The following is a 19,143-nucleotide window of genomic DNA, read 5'->3' as shown; positions in this document are numbered from 1 at the left end:
AGCTTTGAGAAACAACAAGGCCCGGATTGTACCGGGCCTTGGCAAAAACATCAGCCTTATGGCTAAAGGCCTTCAAGGGCCTCGTAAGCACGACGCACCGGACCAAACGAACGGCGATGTATCGGTGTAGGCCCCAGGCGCTCGAGGGCTGCAAGATGAACGGCCGTTGGGTAACCCTTGTGCCCGCCAATGCCATAGCCAGGGTACTGCAGCTCGAATGCAGCCATTTCGCGGTCACGGCTGACCTTGGCCAGAATCGATGCCGCGGCAATTGCCGGTACCTTGCTATCGCCCTTGACCACGGCCTCGGCTGGCATGGCCAGCTTGGGGCAACGATTACCGTCGATCATGGCCAGTTTCGGGGTAATGCTCAGTCCTTCAACAGCGCGCTGCATGGCCAGCATGGTGGCGTGCAGAATGTTCAGCTCGTCGATTTCTTCGACTTCGGCCCGGGCAATGCACCAGCTCAGTGCTTTTTCACGAATTTCGTCGAAGAGCTTTTCGCGACGGGCTTCAGTGAGCTTTTTCGAATCATTGAGCCCGGCGATAGGCCGATTGGGGTCGAGAATCACGGCGGCCGTTACCACGGCACCGCACAAGGGGCCACGACCCACTTCATCGACACCCGCCACGAGGTCTTCGACCAGATTGAAGTCCAAGCCGATTTGCATGGTTACTTTACTCATTTGGATTGTGCAATCAGGCCCAGTACCGCTTTGGCGGCCTGATTGGAAGCGTCGAGACGCAAGGTGCGATGAATTTCGTCAAAGCCGCGGGTCTGCTCTTCACCACCCTCAAGCAAAGGCAGCAAGGTGCGGGCCAGTGCCTCAGGCGTGGCTGCATCCTGCAACAGCTCGGGCACCAGCATGCGCTGGGCCAGCAAGTTGGGCAGCGACACATACGGGCTTTTGACCAGACGCTTGAGAATCCAGAACGTGAGACGCGCAAGACGATAAGCCACCACCATCGGCCGCTTGTACAGCAAGGCTTCAAGAGTGGCCGTGCCCGATGCGATCAAGACCGCATCACAGGCCGCGAGCGCGAGGTGCGACTGGCCGTCGAGCAAGGTCAGCGGCAGGTCGCGCCCCACCAGCAACTGTTCGATCTGCTCACGACGCGCTGCGTTCGCGCAAGGCAACACAAAGCGCACATCAGGGCGAGCTTGGCGGATTATTTGCGCGGCATCGAGAAACAACCCGCCAAGCTTGCCAACTTCACCACCACGACTACCCGGCATCAAGGCGACCAACGGCCCGTCAGGCAGGCCCAACTCGGCGCGCGCACCGGCCTTGTCGGCCTCAAGAGGAATGGTGTCTGCCAGCGAATGCCCGACAAAACGCACGGGCACACCGTGCTCTTCGTAAAAGCGCGCCTCGAATGGCAGCAACGTCAGCATCAAATCGCAACCTTCGCGGATTTTCAGCACGCGCTTCTGCCGCCACGCCCACACGGACGGGCTCACATAATGCACGGTCTTGATCCCGGCACGACGCAATTGAAGTTCGATATTGAGGGTGAAATCGGGGGCGTCGATGCCGATAAACACGTCGGGCTTTTCGGCGATCAGGGTCTGAACCAACAGCTTGCGGCGCTTGAGCAATTCACGCAGGCGACCCAGCACTTCAACCAGGCCCATCACCGACAGACGTTCCATCGGGAAGTAGGAGCTCATGCCCTCTGCTTCCATCAATGGACCACCCACGCCGATAAATTCGATATCAGAATGCTGGGCCTTGAGTGCCCGCATCAACCCCGAACCCAATATGTCGCCCGAGGCCTCACCCGCTACCAGCGCGATACGCAATCTGGCCATGACTAGCGCGTGATGCCGCGAGTGGAAGAGCGAATGGACTCTACAAACATGGCAACTTCCGGGAACTGAGCAGCAGGCTCGGCCAATTCTGCAAGCGCCTGATCAACAGTCAACCCCTGGCGGTAAACCACCTTGTAGGCACGACGCAAGGCATGGATGGCATCGTCACTGAAGCCGCGACGACGCATGCCTTCGAAGTTCATGCTGCGTGCTTCGGCAGGGCTGCCAAACACGGTTACAAATGCAGGAACGTCCTTGCCAATGGCAGTGCCCATGCCCGAAAAGCTGTGCGCACCGATGTGGCAGAACTGATGGACCAGGGTAAAACCGGACAGGATGGCCCAGTCACCCATGTGCACATGGCCTGCCAACGCAGAGTTATTGACCAGGATGCAATGGTTGCCAATAACGCTGTCATGGCCGATATGGGCATAGGCCATTACCAGGTTGTGATCACCCAGCGTGGTTTCAGAGCGGTCCTGAATGGTGCCGCGATGAATGGTGACACCTTCACGAATCACGTTGTGGTCACCGATCACCAGGCGAGTTTCCTCACCCTTGTACTTCAGATCAGGGGTGTCCTCACCTACCGAAGAAAACTGGTAGATGCGATTGTGCTTACCGATCCTGGTTGGGCCCTTGAGAATCACATGCGGCCCAATCACAGTCCCCTCGCCGATTTCCACACCAGCGCCGATGATCGACCAAGGGCCGACCTCGACGTCGTCGGCCAAAATGGCCGTCGGATCGATGATTGCGCGAGGGTCAATCAAACTCATAGTTTGCGTTCCGCACAAATGATTTCAGCCGAGCATACCGGCTTGCCGTCAACCGTTGCCTGGCACTCGAACTTCCAGATGGAACGCTTGCAGCTCAAGAACTTGGCCTCAAGGATCAGTTGATCACCTGGCAGCACAGGCTGACGAAAGCGTAGCTTGTCGGAACCTACGAAGTAATAAAGTGTACCGTCAGCCGGCTTGAGGTCCATCATCTTGAAACCAAGGATGCCGGCTGCCTGAGCCATGGCCTCGATGATCAACACGCCCGGCATGATCGGGTGGGCCGGGAAGTGACCGTTGAAAAAAGGCTCATTGATGCTGACATTCTTGTAGGCACGAATGCGCTTGTTCTCGACATCCAGATCCACCACTCGGTCCACCAGCAGGAACGGGTAACGGTGGGGCAGATATTCGCGAATCTCGTTGATGTCCATCATTTCGTGGGGAAGCCTGTAATAAAGATTGGGCGCGCGCGACTAAGGCGCGCTCCTCTAGCAAATCAAGGAAGCAAACCAATGGCTCTGCACGCTTGATATGGAAATTGTATTAACCTTTTGAAGAAGCTTTACCGCCGGGGGTCACTTACCGACGTGCTTTTCCAGTTGTTTCAATCGCCGGGCGATATCGTCCAGCTGACGAATACGTGCCGCACTTTTGCGCCACTCGGCGGCCGGCTGCATCGCGGTACCGGAAGAGTAGGCGCCAGGCTCGGTAATCGAGTGGGTCACCATTGTCATGCCAGTCAAGAATACATTGTCACAAATTTCAATGTGCCCCACCAAACCGACACCACCTGCCAGCATGCAGTGCTTGCCGATCTTGGTGCTGCCCGAGATCCCGACACATGCGGCCATGGCCGTATGGTCACCGACCTGAACGTTGTGCGCGATCTGGATCTGGTTATCCAGCTTGACCCCATTACCGATTACGGTATCGGCCAGGGCGCCGCGGTCGATGGCCGTGTTGACACCGATTTCGACATCATCACCAATGGTCACACCACCGATTTGCGCGATTTTTTGCCACACGCCTTTTTCGTTGGCAAAACCAAAGCCTTCACCGCCCAGCACTGCGCCCGACTGAATAACCACGCGCTTGCCGATGCGAACATCGTGATAAAGCGTCACGCGTGGAGCCAGCCAGCCGCCTTCACCGATTTCGCAACGCGCCCCGATAAAGCAATGAGGGCCCACCGTGACACCGGCAGCGATGCGCGCACCGCTTTCGATGACGGCAAACGCACCAATGCTCGCCGCAGGGTCAACCACCGCGTCAGCAGCAATCACTGCCGATGGATGAACGCCGGCAGTGGCTTTGGGTTTGGGATCAAACAGATGGGAAATCCGCGCATAAGCCAGGTAAGGATCCGGCACAACCAGGGCATCACCGGGATACTCTTCGGCGTCAGCAGCCTTGAGCAATACAGCTCCGGCCTGGCAGTCGACAAGGAATTTTCGGTACTGGGGGTTGGCCAGAAAGCTCAACTGAGCTGGGCCAGCCTCTTGTAAAGTGGCTAGCCCAGTGATTTCTTTCTCCGCAGAGCCACGCAAGGTGGCCCCGAGGAACTCGGCCAATTGGCCGAGTTTTATAGTCGCAGTCATAATTACTTCAGCTGATTCATGCGCTCGATAACTTGGCGAGTGATGTCGTACTGAGGTTTAACATCAATCACAGCACCACGCTCGAACACCAGGTCAAAGGCGCCTTTTTTGATGACTTCTTCAACAGCGCTGTCCAGTTTCGGCTTCAGCTGTTTCAGCATTTCACGGTCAGCAACGGCTTTGGCTTCGTTCAGTTCCTTGGACTGGAACTGGAAGTCACGGGCCTTTTGCTTGAATTCAAGCTCCAGACGCTCACGCTCGCCCTGCTGCATCTTATCGCCGCCTTTTACCAGACGGTCCTGAATACCCTTGGCGCTGCTTTCCAGGCTTTTGAGCTTGGTCAGTTGCGGGCCAAATTTCTTCTCGGCATCTACGGCGTAACGCTTGGCGGCGTCCGATTCAAGCAATGCCATCTGATAGTTCAGCACGGCAATTTTCATGTCGGCGAAAGCCGGGCCAGCCACTAGAACCGAAGCCAGGAGAACCAATTGAGTCAACTTACGCACGATGCACTCCTAAAAAATCCGTTGTCTGTATCTGAAGTCAGGCTTTAGAAAGTCTGGCCGAGGGAGAATTGGAACACTTGAGTGTCGGCATCATCCGGTTTCTTGATCGGCATGGCCAAGCTGAAACTCAGCGGGCCAAGCGCAGTCACCCAGGTCACACCAACACCCACAGAGCTGGCCAGGTTGCTGAAGCCGATATCGCAATCCTTGGTATCGCCCTTGCAGTTGGTGTCGAACACGTTACCCACATCCCAGAACACGGAGGTGCGCAGGGAACGCTGGTCTTTGACGAACGGCATAGGGAACAACACTTCCACACCACCCTGGATCAGCACGTTACCACCGAATGGCAGCGGATCCTGGTCCGGGTCGGCAATGGTGCCTACGTTACCGGTTACACCAGCACCACGGCTTGGGGTGCTGCGTGGGCCCAGAGCGCTGTCCTTGAAGCCTCGTACCGAGTTGAAGCCACCCGCGTAGTAGTTTTCATAGAACGGCAGGCCTTCGGTGGAACCATAGCCATCACCATAGCCCAACTCGGTGTGCAGGCGCATGGTGTAGGTGTCGGTCAACGGCTGGAACAGCTGGGCACGGTAGTCCAGCTTGTAGAACTGCAGGTCGCTGCCTGGAATGGTGGTTTCAAACACCAGGCTCTGCGAGCTGCCGCGAGTCGGCAATACGCCTTTGTTCAGGGTCGATTCAGACCAGCCGACCGATGCCTTGAAGTTGAGGTACTTGTCGCCTTCACGGTTTACGAAGTCGAAAATCTCGTCAACGGTGTACTGGCCGGTGCTGATTTCATCCTGCTGCACAGTCAGGCCATAGGTCAGGCGCGATGTGTCGCTGATCGGGTAGCCCATGGTGATACCAGCACCCAGGCTGTCCACCGAGTAGTTTGCTACGTCAACGTCCAGGTCTTTGTAGTCGGTAGTGCGGTAGAAAGCGTTGTAACCCAGGCTCACACCATCAGCTGTCCAGTACGGATCGACATAGCTGAAGTTGTAGCGGCTCTGGTATTCGCTGCGGGTCAGGCCAATGCTGACCTTGTTGCCCGTACCCAGGAAGTTGTTCTGGGTAATCGAACCGCCCAGGATCAAACCTGCGCTCTGGGCAAAACCGACGCTGGCGGTAATGGAACCCGACGCCTGCTCTTCTACTGCATAGTTCACGTCAACCTGATCGTCAGTGCCTGGCACTGCCGGAGTCTCGACGTTGACTTCCTTGAAAAAGCCCAGACGCTCAAGGCGGACCTTGGACTGGTCAATCAGGTAAGTCGATGCCCAGCCACCTTCCATCTGGCGCATTTCGCGACGCAGCACTTCGTCAGCCGACTTGGTGTTGCCGCGGTAGTTGATGCGGTTGACGTAAGCACGCTTGCCCGGATCGACCACAAAGGTGATGGCCACGGTGTGATCTTCAGGGTTTGGCTGAGGTACGCCGTTGACGTTGGCGAAGGTATAGCCCTCATTACCCAGACGACGGGTGATCAGCTCCGAGGTGGTGGTCATCAGCTTGCGCGAGAACACCTGGCCCGGCTGAACCAGCAGCAGCGACTTGATCTGATCTTCCGGAACCTTGAGGTCACCGCTCAGTTTCACTTCGCCAACATTGTATTTTTCGCCTTCATTCACGTTAACGGTGATGTAGACGCTTTTCTTGTCAGGCGTGATCGATACCTGGGTCGAAGCAATATCCATATTGATATAGCCGCGATCGAGGTAGTAGGAGCGCAGACGCTCAAGGTCACCCGACAGTTTTTCACGTGCGTACTTGTCGTCGTTCTTGAAGAACGACAGCCAGTTCGTGGTCTTGAGTTCAAACAGGTCAACCAGGTCGGACTCAGGGAAAACCGTGTTGCCCACCACGTTGATGTGCTGGATCGCGGCAACCGTGCCCTCGTTGATATTGACCTTCAAGGCAACCCGGTTACGCGGCTCGGGCACCACTTCGGTGTCTACCGTCGCCGAGTAGCGGCCCTGGGCAACATACTGGCGTTGCAGTTCGTTGCGTACGCCTTCAAGGGTGGCGCGCTGGAAGATTTCACCTTCGGCCAGGCCCGACTGTTTAAGACCTTTCATAAGGTCATCAGTGGAGATCGCCTTGTTGCCGTCAATGGTGATGCTGGAGACGGAAGGACGTTCGACAACCGTGATAACAAGCACATTGCCATCACGACCCAGTTGGATGTCCTGAAAGAACCCGGTTTTGAACAACGCACGAGTGGATTCCACCAGACGGCGGTCATCCGCTACTTCACCCACGTTCAGAGGCAACGCGCCAAACACGCTACCGGCGGAAACCCGCTGGAGGCCGTTGACACGGATATCAGAGATAGTGAAGGACTCGGCGTGAACTTCGGCGATCATCAGTACGGCGAGAACCGCAGTTAGCAGCAGACGTTTCATGAAGTCCTTTCTTATTCCAACTGGCAATAAACAAACTGCCGCAAAATGCGGCAGATTCGCAATTCAGCGAAGCGTTTACAGACGGCCCAGATCGTTGATCAAGGCAAGTAACATCACCCCGACCACCAAGCTGATACCGATCTGCATTCCCCAACCCTGCACCCGATCCGACAAGGGGCGACCACGCACCCACTCGATCAGATAAAACAACAAATGTCCCCCATCCAGTACAGGTATGGGCAACAAATTCAGAACCCCGAGGCTGATACTCAGATAAGCCAGGAAATTCAGGAAATCAGCAACACCCGACTGGGCAGAAGCGCCCGCCACTTTAGCAATGGTTATCGGTCCACTCAAGTTTTTTACCGAGAGCTCGCCGAACAACATTTTCTTGAGTGAGTCGAGCGTCAATATGCTCATGGTCCAGGTGCGTTTGGCCCCCTCCCCGATTGCCGCGAGCGGGCCATAGCTGACTTCACGGATCATCGATGGTGGCCAGTCGACACCTTTGACGCCGGCCCCCAGATAACCGGTTGCTGCCTTGCCTTCGCCACGCGCAGCCAGCGTGACCGGAATCTCTACCGGCACACCGTCGCGCTCGACATGCAAAACAATACGGGCTTGCGGATGTACCCGCACCCAGTCCACGACCTGCTGCCAGTCCTTGACCGGCTGATCGTCGATGGCCAGCAGCTTGTCACCGGTTTTAAGCCCGGCAGCCTGGGCAGGGCCTTTAGGGTCGAGTTCTGCCAGAACGGCTGGCAACTCGGGACGCCATGGGCGAATCCCCAACGACTTGATCGGATCCGGCTCATCAGCGCCCTTGAGCCAGTCTTTCAATACCAACTGACGGGACGTTTCAGCCGTTGTACCCGGCTCACGCACCACCACCTGCAACGAACCGCTTTCGCCCAGACGGCGAACCAGCTGCAGGTTGACGTTTGACCAGCCCGTGGTTGGCTCGCCATCGATGGAGACGATTTCCTGACCGGCAGTCAGCCCGGCCTGAGCCGCCAGGCTGCCGCTTTCCACTGCACCGATGACCGGCCGCACCTGCTGGCTGCCCATCATTGCCAGCACCCAGAAGAACGCCATGGCCAACATGAAGTTGGCAATTGGCCCGGCCGCAACGATGGCAATGCGCTGGCCTACGGTCTTGCGGTTGAACGATTGATCGCGCTGCTCGGCGGGCACTTCGCCTTCGCGCTCATCGAGCATCTTGACGTAGCCACCCAACGGAATGGCAGCAACTACAAACTCGGTGCCCTGGCGGTCATGCCAGCGAAGCAGAGGCGTACCGAAGCCCACGGAGAAGCGCAGAACCTTGACGCCACAACGGCGCGCCACCCAAAAGTGACCGAATTCATGAAAAGTGACCAGCACACCCAATGCCACCAGGGTGCCAACAATCATATAGAGCGCACTCATCTACTTTCTCCGCGATTCTGTCCGGTTCCGGCTCACATCACTTTCAGCCGTTACGACTCAACCACTGTTCAGCCAGCATCCGGGCTTTGCTATCTGCGGCAAATACCGCTTCCAATTCGTCGACGGCCACAACGGGCTCGCTGTTCAATACGTCTTCGATAATACGCGCGATCTGCGGATAACGGATTCGCCCGTCCAAAAAGGCGGCCACGGCAACTTCGTTTGCCGCATTGAGCATCGCTGGCGCGCTATTGCCCGCCATGGCAGCCTCGCGAGCCAGACGCAAACAAGGGAAGCGTTGCTCGTCAGGGCGCTGGAAGTCCAGCCGCGCCACTGCAAACAGGTCCAACGGCGCAACACCCGAGTCAATCCGCTCAGGCCAGGCCAGGGCATTGGCAATCGGCGTACGCATATCGGGGTTGCCCAACTGGGCCAGCACCGAGCCATCCACATAATCGACCAGCGAGTGAATCACGCTTTGCGGATGGATCACCACCTCGACCTGTTCCGGGCGCGCATCAAACAGCCAGCAGGCCTCGATCAGCTCCAGGCCTTTGTTCATCATGCTGGCCGAATCTACCGAAATCTTGCGCCCCATCGACCAATTGGGATGAGCACAGGCTTGATCCGGCGTGACATGCTCAAGCTCTGCCAGCGGCGTCTCACGGAATGGACCACCAGAGGCTGTCAGCAAAATCCGACGAACACCGACATTACCCAGGCCACGGGAAAAGTCCCGGGGCAAGCACTGGAAAATCGCGTTGTGTTCGCTGTCGATGGGCAGCAATACCGAACCGCTGCGACGCACGGCCTGCATAAACAGGTCGCCGGTCATCACCAACGCTTCTTTGTTGGCCAGCAGGATCTTCTTGCCGGCATTGACCGCCGCCAGTGTCGGGCGCAGGCCTGCGGCACCGACAATTGCCGCCATCACCGAATCCACTTCAGGAGCCGACGAAACCTGACACAACCCCTCCTCACCTACCAATACTTCGGTATTGAGCCCGGCTGCGCGCAAATCCGCCTGTAACTGGCTGGCAGCACGCTCATCCGGCACCACGGCAACCTGCGGCCGGTGCTTGATGCACAAGGCCAGCAGTTCGGCGAGACGGCTGTAGCCTGTCAGGGCAAAGGCCTGATAGCGGTCAGGGTGACGCGCAATAACATCCAGGGTGCTCAGGCCAATGGAACCCGTAGCCCCCAGAACAGTAATCTGTTGTGGACGGCTCATGAAGCCGCCATCCACAGCAATACAGCAAATACCGGGATCGCCGCCGTCAGGCTGTCGATACGATCCAGTACACCACCATGGCCCGGCAGCAGGTTACTGCTGTCTTTGACCCCGGCCTGGCGTTTGAACATGCTTTCCGTGAGGTCGCCCACCACCGAAATCAGGACGATCACAGCAGCGCCCAGCAGTGCAACAAACATCTGCGAAGCGCTCCAGTCACGCACTATACCCACGACCGCGGTGATCAGCAGGCTGAGCAACAGACCGCCAAATACACCTTCCCAGCTTTTGCCCGGACTGACCTTGGGGGCAAGCTTGCGCTTGCCGAATTTGCGCCCGGAAAAATAGGCACCAATATCTGCGCCCCATACCAGAACCATCACCGCCATGATCAGCCAGTTGCCCAGCGGCATCGCCTTGATCAGGACCAGCCCTTGCCAGGCCGGCAGCAGGATCAACAGACCGATCACCAGCCTGGCCGCCATACTCGACCAGTGCGCAGCCGATTGCGGAAAGGTCAGCACCAGAAAGGTCGCTGTCGCCCACCACAACACCGCCGCGCCCAGCACCCAGGGCGCCAGATCGGGGAATATATGCAGCCCCAACAGCAGCGCGGCCACTACTACAGCAAACAGCACCCGTGCACCTTGCGCCTCAAAGCCGGCAAGACGCGCCCACTCCCAGGCACCCAGGGTCACGACCAGGCCAATAAACAGCGCAAAGCCGCTGCCCTCGAGCAGGAAAAAGCCACACAAGGCAATTGGCAGCAAGATAAGTGCAGTGATGATTCTTTGTTTAAGCATTAAATCCGGGCTCCAGCCTCAACCTGCTCGCTCGTTTTACCGAAGCGGCGCTGGCGAGAAGCGAAATCAGCCAATGCGTGCTGCATGGCCTCGTGTTTGAAGTCCGGCCAGAACAGGTCGGAGAAGTACAACTCGGAATAGGCCAGCTGCCACAGCAAGAAATTGCTGATGCGGTGCTCGCCACCGGTGCGGATACACAGATCGGGCAATGGCAGATCACCCGTTACCAAACAGGTTTGCAGCAAACCCGGAGTGATATCCTCCGGCTGCAAGTGCCCTGTCTGGACTTGACGCGCCAACTGCTGCGCGGCCTGCGCGATATCCCACTGGCCACCGTAATTGGCGGCAATCTGCAAGACAAAGCGGCCTTCGCCCACTGTCATTGCTTCCGCTTCACGCATCGCCTTTTGCAAATCGGGATGAAAGCGCGAGCGGTCGCCAATGATCCGCAGGCTGATCTCGTTTTCGTTGAGGCGCTTGGCCTCACGACGCAGCGCCCTGAAAAACAGGTCCATCAAGGCACTGACTTCAGCGGCGGGCCGCTGCCAGTTTTCACTGGAAAACGCGAACAGGGTCAGTACCTCGACCCCGGCCCCGGCACACACTTCAATGACCGCGCGAACTGCATCCACGCCCGCTTTATGCCCGGCAACACCTGGCAGAAAGCGTTTTTTTGCCCAGCGATTATTACCGTCCATGATGATCGCGACATGTCGCGGAACAGATGACGGGTCAGCCTGCTTCGTCTTTTCCATAAAACGCCCTGACCCTTATACGGCCATCAGGTCCGCTTCTTTCTGCTTGGTGGCAACTTCGATATCCGCCACGGCCTTGTCGGTCAGCTTCTGGATATCATCAGCAGCACGACGCTCTTCGTCTTCGCTGATTTCCTTTTCCTTGACCAGGTCTTTCAATTGGCTCAAGGCGTCGCGACGGATATTGCGCACGGCAATACGGGCATCTTCAGCTGCATCACGGGCCTGCTTGGCGAAAACCTTGCGGGTTTCTTCAGTCAGGGCCGGCATGGAGATCAGCAGCAGCTCACCCAGGTTGGTCGGGTTCAGGTTCAGACCGGCGCTCTGGATGGCCTTGTCGACTGCGCCCAGCATGTTGCGCTCGAACGCTACAACTTGAAGGGTGCGGGAGTCTTTGACGGTGATGTTGGCGACCTGGCTGATCGGAGTATCCGAGCCATAGTAAGGCACCATCACGCTGCCCAGAATGCTCGGGTGAGCCTTGCCGGTACGGATCTGGCCAAATGCATGGGCCAGGGATTCCAGCGACTTCTGCATACGCGTTTGAGCGTCTTTCTTGATTTCGTTGATCATTGTTGACCTTCCTCGATCAGAGTACCTTCAGCGCCGCCATGGACAATATTAAGCAGGGCGCCGGGCTTGTTCATATTAAATACACGCAATGGCATTTTGTGGTCGCGGCACAGACAGATGGCCGTCAGGTCCATAACACCCAGTTTGCGATCCAGTACTTCATCGTAAGTCAGATGATCGAACTTCTCGGCATGCGGGTCTTTGAATGGATCTGCGGTGTACACGCCGTCAACCTTGGTTGCCTTGAGCACGACATCAGCGTCGATTTCAATGGCACGCAAGCATGCTGCCGAATCCGTCGTGAAGAAAGGATTACCGGTGCCTGCAGCGAAAATCACCACATCCTTGGCATTCAGGTGGCGCATGGCCTTGCGACGATCGTAATGATCGGTCACACCAACCATGGAAATGGCCGACATAACGATGGCGGAGATATTCGCACGTTCCAGCGCATCGCGCATGGCCAGGGCGTTCATCACGGTAGCCAGCATGCCCATATGGTCGCCAGTCACACGATCCATACCGGCGGCGCTCAATGCAGCACCACGGAACAGGTTGCCACCACCAATCACCAGTCCTACCTGAACGCCGATGCCGACCAGTTGGCCCACTTCCAGCGCCATGCGGTCGAGCACCTTGGGATCGATCCCGAACTCTTCAGAGCCCATCAGGGCTTCGCCGCTTAGCTTGAGTAGAATGCGTTTATAGCGAGCTTGATAACCACTGCCCTGCTGAGCCATTGCGAATCTCTCCTGCCGCGTTTTATAGATAATCTGTGCGAGGTCATTTTTCAACCCGCGCTTGTTCTAGCTGTGGCACTGCACAGCAGCACCATCGGAACACGATTTTGCAAACCGGTTCCGCCGAGAAGGAAAAATCCCCTCCCATTTGAAAAGAGGCTGCGCGCGTGAGCGGGCAGCCTCTTCGGGTCGACAGTTTAGAACCGTCTTATTGCTTGCTTGCAGCCACTTGAGCAGCAACTTCAGCAGCGAAGTCGTCAACTGGCTTCTCGATGCCATCACCTACTTTGAAGTAAGTGAAGGAAACGATTTCAGCGCCGGCTTTCTTGGCCAGATCGCCGACCTTGATTTCCGGGTTCTTGACGAACGCTTGCTCAACCAGGCTGGCTTCAGCCAGGAACTTGCTGATACGACCGGCAACCATTTTTTCAACGATTTCGGCTGGCTTGCCTTTGATCTTGTCTTCGTTGAGGCTCATGAACACGGTTTTTTCGCGTTCGATGGCATCAGCGGAAACTTGCGAAGGCAGCAGGAACTCAGGGTTGCTTGCAGCTACGTGCATGGCGATGTCACGAGCCAGCTCAGCGTTGCCGCCTTTCAGAGCTACAACAACACCGATCTTGTTGCCGTGCAGGTAAGCATCAACAACGTCACCTTCGATGCGGGCCAGACGACGGATGTTGACGTTCTCGCCTACTTTACCAACCAGAACCAGACGATCAGCTTCTTGAGCAGCGATCAGCGGAGCTGCGTCGGTCAGTTTGTCAGCGAACGCTTTTTCAACGCTGTCAGCAACGAATTTTTTGAAGTCGTCTTGCAGAGCCAGGAAGTCGGTTTGCGAGTTGACTTCAAGAATTACAGCCGACTTGTTGTCGTCTGCAACTTTAACTGCGATAGCGCCTTCAGCAGCAACGTTACCTGCTTTTTTGGCTGCCTTGATGGCGCCCGAAGCACGCATGTCATCAATGGCTTTTTCGATGTCGCCGCCAGCCTTGGTCAAGGCTTTCTTGCAGTCCATCATGCCTTCGCCAGTACGCTCACGCAGTTCTTTAACCAACGCTGCAGTAATCTCTGCCATTTCAAAATTCCTCTTGGATAGGTTTTCAACCATTCCACCCGACCGAACGGGCGTTCAATTCGTTTGAAGCGCACCCCGAATCAACCGTGCAGGTCGCCATCTGATACAGATACAACAAACAGGGTTACAACAAATGGATTTCGAGGTGGCAAAAAGGGGGCCAAGCCCCCTTTTTGCGTACTGAGTAAACGCTAGGCGTTAATTACTCAGCCTTCAACTACCGCTGCAGCTGGAGCTTCTTCGACGAAAACGTCGGTGCCGCCAGCAACGTGGTTACGGCCTTTGATCACAGCATCAGCCATCGCACCCATGTACAGCTGGATAGCGCGGATTGCGTCATCGTTACCCGGGATGATGTAGTCAACACCTTCTGGGCTGCTGTTGGTATCGACAACGCCGATTACCGGGATACCCAACTTGTTAGCTTCGGTGATCGCGATACGCTCGTGGTCAACGTCGATAACGAACAGAGCGTCTGGCAGACCGCCCATGTCCTTGATACCACCCAGGCTACGATCCAGCTTCTGCAGATCGCGAGTGCGCATCAGCGCCTCTTTCTTGGTCAGCTTGGCGAAAGTACCGTCTTCTGCCTGGATTTCAAGGTCACGCAGACGCTTGATCGAAGCACGAATGGTTTTGAAGTTGGTGAGCATGCCGCCCAACCAGCGGTGATCCACGTACGGCGAACCGCAACGTGCTGCTTCTTCAGCAACGATCTTGCCAGCGGAACGCTTGGTGCCGACGAACAGAATCTTGTTTTTGCCCTGGGCCAGGCGCTCAACGAAAGTCAGAGCTTCGTTGAACATTGGCAGGGTTTTTTCAAGGTTGATGATGTGGATCTTGTTACGCGCGCCAAAGATGTATTTACCCATCTTCGGGTTCCAGTAACGGGTTTGGTGACCGAAGTGCACACCGGCCTTCAGCATATCGCGCATGTTGACTTGGGACATGATAGTTCCTTAATAAGTCGGGTTAGGCCTCCACGTATCCCAACGACCAACCAGCAGCTTCAAAGCTGAAGGCACCCAGGTCATCGTGTCGACACGTGTGTGGGTTTGTGCTCTGCGGGCTATACCCGCAAAGCGGCGCATTTTATACCACAAGATGCATTAAAAACGAAGTGTGAATTCAGACTTTATTGCTAAAGCGTTGCCCTGCAAGGGTTTACGCCTGGCTTGCTCTTGCTACTTGTCCAACAATACCACTTCCACCAGCAAAATATTCCAAACACCGAGCAAGCCCATAACAGCGTCGGAGCCAGACGGCCGCACAACACAACAAGTCTGACACCTGGGCCAGGGCCGCTTCTGAATTGACCGAACAGGCCGGCCGGTCGGCCGCCTCGGGGCGCAGTGCTTTTGATCTGCCTGCCCTCCCGGGAGGCCGAGAGGAGGTTCTGCGGAGTGGGTCGACCGGCATGGATGCCGGGAGAGCCGCGATGGGCCATGGATGGCCCGTGGCGGCGGGCCCACGGAGCAGAGCCGGAGCGAGGGAACCTGAGCGCAGCGAAGGCCGTACGATGGGGCGAGGACCTTTTGGTTCCTTTTGGGTCCTTCCAAAAGGGACTCGACGTAAGGTCGAAACCATAGTCTCAGTTAGACACAAATGCTGGATATGTACGCGCAATGCCATTTAAAACTACCGAGTACATACCTATTCGGCCTCACGAAGGGCGAAAAAATCAAAAGCGCGGGCTTCGGCCGCTTACCTTATTCGCGCGGGGCCTTGGAATAGAACCAGGATGCTCCTATCTATTAAGAGAAGCGATGGCTACAGGCCCACGACTAACGCCGACCGTCTGTTAGAATCGTACTTTTATGACGGCGTGCCGCGATTCACAGCACGCCCGCAATCCTGATGATGAGCGCCAACGCGCGAAGAGAGCCCGAATGACCGTCACCCTCAAAACCCCAGAGGACATCGCAAAAATGCGTATCGCCGGCAAACTGGCCGCCGAAGTCCTGGAAATGATCGCCGAGTACGTAAAACCCGGCGTCACCACTGAAGAGCTGGATCGCATCTGCCATGACTATATCGTCAATGTGCAAAAGGCCATCCCTGCCCCGCTCAACTATAAAGGCTTTCCCAAGTCGATCTGCACCTCGATCAATCACGTGGTATGCCACGGCATCCCGGGCGACAAGGTATTGAAGGACGGCGACACCCTGAACATCGACGTCACCGTGATCAAGGACGGCTACCACGGCGACACCAGCCGCATGTTCCACGTCGGCAAGGTTCCGGTATGGGCCGAGCGCCTGTCGCAAGTGACCCAGGAATGCATGTACAAGGCTATCGAAATCGTTAAACCGGGCTGCCGCCTGGGCGATATCGGCGAAGTGATCCAGAAGCACGCTGAAAAGAACGGTTTTTCTGTAGTACGCGAGTTCTGCGGCCACGGTATCGGCAAGGTATTCCACGAAGAGCCGCAGATCCTGCACTACGGCCGCGCTGGCACCGGTATGGAGCTCAAGGCCGGCATGACCTTCACCATCGAGCCGATGATCAATCAGGGCAAGGCCGACACCAAGGTGCTGGGCGACGGCTGGACCGCCATCACCAAGGACCGCAAGCTGTCTGCCCAGTGGGAACACACCCTGCTGGTCACCGACACCGGCTACGAAATTTTCACCCTGCGCAGCGATGACACCATCCCCCGCGTTTCGGCCTGAAACTTGCGTGTTTTCACCGTTTAGCCCGTAAAACCCAGCACAGGAATGCCAATCGATGCCGCAGGTGGATCCAGAACTTTTTGACCGCGGCCAGTTCCAGGCCGAGCTGGCATTAAAGGCGAGCCCCATTGCCGCTTTCAAAAAGGCGATCCGCCAGGCTCGGGAGGTACTCGACGAACGCTTCAAAAAGGGGCGTGATATTCGCCGCCTGATCGAAGACCGTGCATGGTTCGTCGACAACATCCTGCAACAGGCGTGGGACCAGTTCAGCTGGAGCGCTGAGGCCGACATCGCGCTGGTCGCCGTCGGCGGCTATGGCCGCGGCGAGTTGCACCCTTATTCCGACATCGATCTGCTGATCCTGCTGGACAACGCAGATCACGAAGTTTTCCGTGATTCCATTGAGCGTTTTCTGACACTTCTTTGGGACATAGGCCTAGAAGTAGGTCAGAGCGTGCGCTCGGTGGATGAGTGCGCAGAGCAGGCCCGCGCCGACCTGACCATCATCACCAACTTGATGGAAAGCCGCACCGTGGCGGGCCCCGAGCATTTGCGCCAGCGCATGCTGGACGTCACCAGCACCGCCCACATGTGGCCCAGCAAGGAGTTTTTCCTGGCCAAGCGCGCCGAGCAAAAGGCCCGCCACCACAAGTACAACGACACCGAGTACAACCTGGAGCCTAACGTCAAGGGTTCGCCCGGCGGCCTGCGCGATATCCAGACCATTTTGTGGGTAGCCCGCCGCCAGTACGGCACCCTGAATTTGCGCGCCCTTGCCGGCGAAGGCTTTCTGGTAGAAAGCGAGCACGCCCTGCTGGCCTCGTCCCAGGAATTTTTGTGGAAGGTGCGCTACGCCCTGCACATGCTTGCCGGGCGTGCCGAAGACCGTCTGCTGTTCGACCACCAGCGCAGCATCGGCGAACTGCTCGGCTTTGCCGGCGAAGACGCCAAGCAGACCATCGAAAATTTCATGCAGCAGTACTACCGGGTGGTCATGAGCATTGCCCAGCTCAGCGACCTGATCATCCAGCACTTCGAAGAAGTGATTCTCGCCCCCGAGGACGAAGCGCCGCCAACCCCGTTGAACTCGCGCTTCCAGTTGCACGATGGCTATATCGAAGCCACCAGCGACCACGTGTTCAAGCGCACTCCCTTCGCCATGCTGGAAATCTTCCTGCTGATGGCACAGCACCCAGAGATCAAGGGCGTGCGAGCCGACACCATCCGCCTGCTACGCGAACATCGCTACCTGATCGACGAAGATTTCCGCAAAGACATCCGCAACACCAGCCTGTTTATCGAACTGTTCAAGTGCAAGATCGGTATCCACCGCAACCTGCGCCGAATGAACCGTTACGGCATCCTGGGCCGTTACCTGCCCGAGTTTGGTTTTATCGTCGGGCAAATGCAGCATGACCTGTTCCACATTTATACGGTCGATGCCCACACCCTGAACCTGATCAAACACTTGCGTAAGCTGCAATACACCCAGGTATCGGAGAAATTCCCGCTCGCCAGCAAGTTGATGGCCAAACTGCCCAAGCCCGAGCTGATCTACCTGGCCGGGCTGTACCACGATATCGGCAAGGGCCGCCACGGCGACCACTCCGAAATCGGTGCCGTGGATGCAGAAGCGTTCTGCATCCGTCATCAGTTGCCGCAGTGGGACACGCGCCTGATCGTGTGGCTGGTACAAAACCACCTGGTGATGTCCACCACCGCCCAGCGCAAGGACCTGTCCGACCCGCAGGTCATCCATGATTTTGCCCAGATTGTGGTGGACGAAACCCACCTCGACTACCTCTATGTGCTGACTGTCGCCGATATCAACGCCACCAACCCGACGCTGTGGAACTCCTGGCGCGCCAGCCTGTTGCGCCAGCTCTACACCGAGACCAAGCGTGCCTTGCGTAGAGGCCTGGAAAACCCGGTGGACCGCGAAGAACAGATCCGCCAGACGCAAAGTGCGGCGCTGGATATTCTGGTGCGCGGGGGTACCGACCAGGATGACGTGGAACAGCTCTGGTCACAGCTGGGCGACGACTATTTCCTGCGACACTCCTCTGCCGACGTGGCCCTGCATACCGAAGCCATCCTGCAGCAGCCTGCCGATGGCGGCCCGCTGGTGCTGATCAAGGAAACCACCCAGCGCGAGTTCGAGGGCGGCACGCAGATCTTCATCTATGCACCCGACCAGCACGACTTCTTCGCCGTGACAGTGGCCGCCATGGACCAGCTCAACCTGAACATCCATGACGCACGCATTATCACCTCCAGCAGTCAGTTCACCCTCGACACCTATATCGTGCTCGACAACGATGGTGGCTCGATTGGTAACAACCCGGCGCGTATCGAAAAAATCCGTAAGGGGCTGACCGAAGCCCTGCGCAACCCGGACGACTACCCGACCATCATCCAGCGCCGCGTGCCGCGCCAGCTCAAGCACTTTGCCTTTGCGCCCCAGGTCACGATCCATAACGACGCCCAGCGCCCGGTGACCGTGCTGGAGCTGAGCGCCCCCGACCGCCCGGGCCTGCTGGCTCGCATCGGAATGATCTTTCTGGAGTTTGATCTGTCGCTGCAGAACGCCAAGATTGCCACCCTGGGTGAACGCGTCGAAGACGTCTTTTTCATTACCGATGCAAACAACCAGCCGCTGTCCGACCCGCAGCTGTGCATGCGTTTGCAGGAAGCGATCGTCGAGCAACTGACGGTCAACCAGGATTCAACCCCAGAACCGTGGCGCCTGAGCATTTAAC

At 57.1% G+C, this 19,143-nt stretch carries 16 protein-coding genes and 1 pseudogene; 2 read left to right on the top strand and 15 right to left on the bottom strand.

Annotation, left to right across the window (positions count from 1 at the left end; all coding sequences use genetic code 11):
* Positions 1–62 precede the first annotated feature (62 nt).
* From rnhB to rpsB, 15 genes and pseudogenes are all read right to left on the bottom strand, one after another.
* Complete coding sequence (gene rnhB, locus PPTH39_RS12475) at positions 63–671, bottom strand: ribonuclease HII (RefSeq protein ID WP_095001317.1); 609 nt, start codon at positions 669–671, stop codon at positions 63–65.
* Positions 672–682: 11 nt separating this feature from the next.
* Positions 683–1,813 carry a lipid-A-disaccharide synthase gene (lpxB, locus tag PPTH39_RS12470; RefSeq protein ID WP_130872021.1) on the bottom strand — a complete coding sequence of 377 codons (1,131 nt, stop codon included), beginning with the start codon at positions 1,811–1,813 and terminating at the stop codon, positions 683–685.
* A gap of 2 nt (positions 1,814–1,815) precedes the next feature.
* Entirely contained in the window at positions 1,816–2,592 is a 777-nt protein-coding gene (gene lpxA, locus PPTH39_RS12465; protein WP_095001315.1) for an acyl-ACP--UDP-N-acetylglucosamine O-acyltransferase, read from the bottom strand.
* On the bottom strand, positions 2,589–3,029 hold the full coding sequence (fabZ, locus tag PPTH39_RS12460) for a 3-hydroxyacyl-ACP dehydratase FabZ (protein WP_016781990.1): 441 nt from the start codon (positions 3,027–3,029) through the stop codon (positions 2,589–2,591). Before fabZ ends, lpxA begins: the two co-directional genes overlap by 4 nt.
* A gap of 109 nt (positions 3,030–3,138) precedes the next feature.
* Positions 3,139–4,193 (bottom strand): annotated as a pseudogene (lpxD, locus tag PPTH39_RS12455) (UDP-3-O-(3-hydroxymyristoyl)glucosamine N-acyltransferase).
* 2 nt (positions 4,194–4,195) lie between these two features.
* On the bottom strand, positions 4,196–4,699 hold the full coding sequence (locus tag PPTH39_RS12450; protein WP_003440444.1) for an OmpH/Skp family outer membrane protein: 504 nt from the start codon (positions 4,697–4,699) through the stop codon (positions 4,196–4,198).
* 44 nt (positions 4,700–4,743) lie between these two features.
* A complete protein-coding gene (gene bamA / locus PPTH39_RS12445; RefSeq protein WP_095001313.1) occupies positions 4,744–7,104 on the bottom strand; it encodes an outer membrane protein assembly factor BamA in 2,361 nt (786 codons plus the stop codon).
* Between the two features lie 75 nt (positions 7,105–7,179).
* Complete coding sequence (gene rseP, locus PPTH39_RS12440; protein ID WP_095018172.1) at positions 7,180–8,532, bottom strand: sigma E protease regulator RseP; 1,353 nt, start codon at positions 8,530–8,532, stop codon at positions 7,180–7,182.
* Between the two features lie 43 nt (positions 8,533–8,575).
* Positions 8,576–9,763 carry a 1-deoxy-D-xylulose-5-phosphate reductoisomerase gene (gene ispC / locus PPTH39_RS12435; RefSeq protein ID WP_095001311.1) on the bottom strand — a complete coding sequence of 396 codons (1,188 nt, stop codon included), beginning with the start codon at positions 9,761–9,763 and terminating at the stop codon, positions 8,576–8,578.
* Positions 9,760–10,566 (bottom strand): phosphatidate cytidylyltransferase, encoded by an 807-nt coding sequence (locus tag PPTH39_RS12430; protein ID WP_130872020.1) that lies wholly within the window; start codon positions 10,564–10,566, stop codon positions 9,760–9,762. The genes ispC and PPTH39_RS12430 overlap by 4 nt, the downstream gene beginning before the upstream one ends.
* Positions 10,566–11,321, bottom strand: a complete 756-nt coding sequence (uppS, locus tag PPTH39_RS12425) for a polyprenyl diphosphate synthase (protein WP_095001309.1) — start codon at positions 11,319–11,321, stop codon at positions 10,566–10,568. Before uppS ends, PPTH39_RS12430 begins: the two co-directional genes overlap by 1 nt.
* Before the next feature lie 15 nt (positions 11,322–11,336).
* On the bottom strand, positions 11,337–11,894 hold the full coding sequence (gene frr / locus PPTH39_RS12420) for a ribosome recycling factor (protein ID WP_016781983.1): 558 nt from the start codon (positions 11,892–11,894) through the stop codon (positions 11,337–11,339).
* Entirely contained in the window at positions 11,891–12,634 is a 744-nt protein-coding gene (gene pyrH / locus PPTH39_RS12415) for a UMP kinase (protein ID WP_003440426.1), read from the bottom strand. Before pyrH ends, frr begins: the two co-directional genes overlap by 4 nt.
* A gap of 208 nt (positions 12,635–12,842) precedes the next feature.
* Positions 12,843–13,712, bottom strand: a complete 870-nt coding sequence (gene tsf / locus PPTH39_RS12410) for a translation elongation factor Ts (protein WP_095001308.1) — start codon at positions 13,710–13,712, stop codon at positions 12,843–12,845.
* Positions 13,713–13,918: 206 nt separating this feature from the next.
* Positions 13,919–14,662 (bottom strand): 30S ribosomal protein S2, encoded by a 744-nt coding sequence (gene rpsB, locus PPTH39_RS12405; protein WP_016781981.1) that lies wholly within the window; start codon positions 14,660–14,662, stop codon positions 13,919–13,921.
* A gap of 867 nt (positions 14,663–15,529) precedes the next feature.
* Between rpsB and map the strand changes: the two genes are divergently transcribed.
* Positions 15,530–16,384: a type I methionyl aminopeptidase gene (map, locus tag PPTH39_RS12395; protein ID WP_095001307.1), complete on the top strand. Its 855-nt coding sequence runs from the start codon at positions 15,530–15,532 to the stop codon at positions 16,382–16,384.
* Between the two features lie 55 nt (positions 16,385–16,439).
* Positions 16,440–19,142 (top strand): [protein-PII] uridylyltransferase, encoded by a 2,703-nt coding sequence (locus PPTH39_RS12390; RefSeq protein ID WP_095001306.1) that lies wholly within the window; start codon positions 16,440–16,442, stop codon positions 19,140–19,142.
* Position 19,143: the final 1 nt, after the last annotated feature.

Origin of the sequence: Pseudomonas bubulae (genome assembly GCF_900618535.1) — a bacterium.
GTDB lineage: Bacteria > Pseudomonadota > Gammaproteobacteria > Pseudomonadales > Pseudomonadaceae > Aquipseudomonas > Aquipseudomonas bubulae.
The sequence above is the reverse complement of the archived record's forward strand: the minus strand, read 5'-3'. Positions and strand labels throughout refer to the sequence as shown.

Bases quoted from the DNA above. Each gene is read 5' to 3' on its own strand.
- rnhB (WP_095001317.1), bottom strand. From the start codon at position 671: ATGCAAATCGGCTTGGACTTCAATCTGGTCGAAGACCTCGTGGCGGGT.
- lpxB (WP_130872021.1), bottom strand. From the start codon at position 1,813: ATGGCCAGATTGCGTATCGCGCTGGTAGCGGGTGAGGCCTCGGGCGAC.
- lpxA (WP_095001315.1), bottom strand. From the start codon at position 2,592: ATGAGTTTGATTGACCCTCGCGCAATCATCGATCCGACGGCCATTTTG.
- fabZ (WP_016781990.1), bottom strand. From the start codon at position 3,029: ATGATGGACATCAACGAGATTCGCGAATATCTGCCCCACCGTTACCCG.
- bamA (WP_095001313.1), bottom strand. From the start codon at position 7,104: ATGAAACGTCTGCTGCTAACTGCGGTTCTCGCCGTACTGATGATCGCC.
- rseP (WP_095018172.1), bottom strand. From the start codon at position 8,532: ATGAGTGCGCTCTATATGATTGTTGGCACCCTGGTGGCATTGGGTGTG.
- ispC (WP_095001311.1), bottom strand. From the start codon at position 9,763: ATGAGCCGTCCACAACAGATTACTGTTCTGGGGGCTACGGGTTCCATT.
- PPTH39_RS12430 (WP_130872020.1), bottom strand. From the start codon at position 10,566: ATGCTTAAACAAAGAATCATCACTGCACTTATCTTGCTGCCAATTGCC.
- uppS (WP_095001309.1), bottom strand. From the start codon at position 11,321: ATGGAAAAGACGAAGCAGGCTGACCCGTCATCTGTTCCGCGACATGTC.
- frr (WP_016781983.1), bottom strand. From the start codon at position 11,894: ATGATCAACGAAATCAAGAAAGACGCTCAAACGCGTATGCAGAAGTCG.
- pyrH (WP_003440426.1), bottom strand. From the start codon at position 12,634: ATGGCTCAGCAGGGCAGTGGTTATCAAGCTCGCTATAAACGCATTCTA.
- tsf (WP_095001308.1), bottom strand. From the start codon at position 13,712: ATGGCAGAGATTACTGCAGCGTTGGTTAAAGAACTGCGTGAGCGTACT.
- rpsB (WP_016781981.1), bottom strand. From the start codon at position 14,662: ATGTCCCAAGTCAACATGCGCGATATGCTGAAGGCCGGTGTGCACTTC.
- map (WP_095001307.1), top strand. From the start codon at position 15,530: ATGACGGCGTGCCGCGATTCACAGCACGCCCGCAATCCTGATGATGAG.
- PPTH39_RS12390 (WP_095001306.1), top strand. From the start codon at position 16,440: ATGCCGCAGGTGGATCCAGAACTTTTTGACCGCGGCCAGTTCCAGGCC.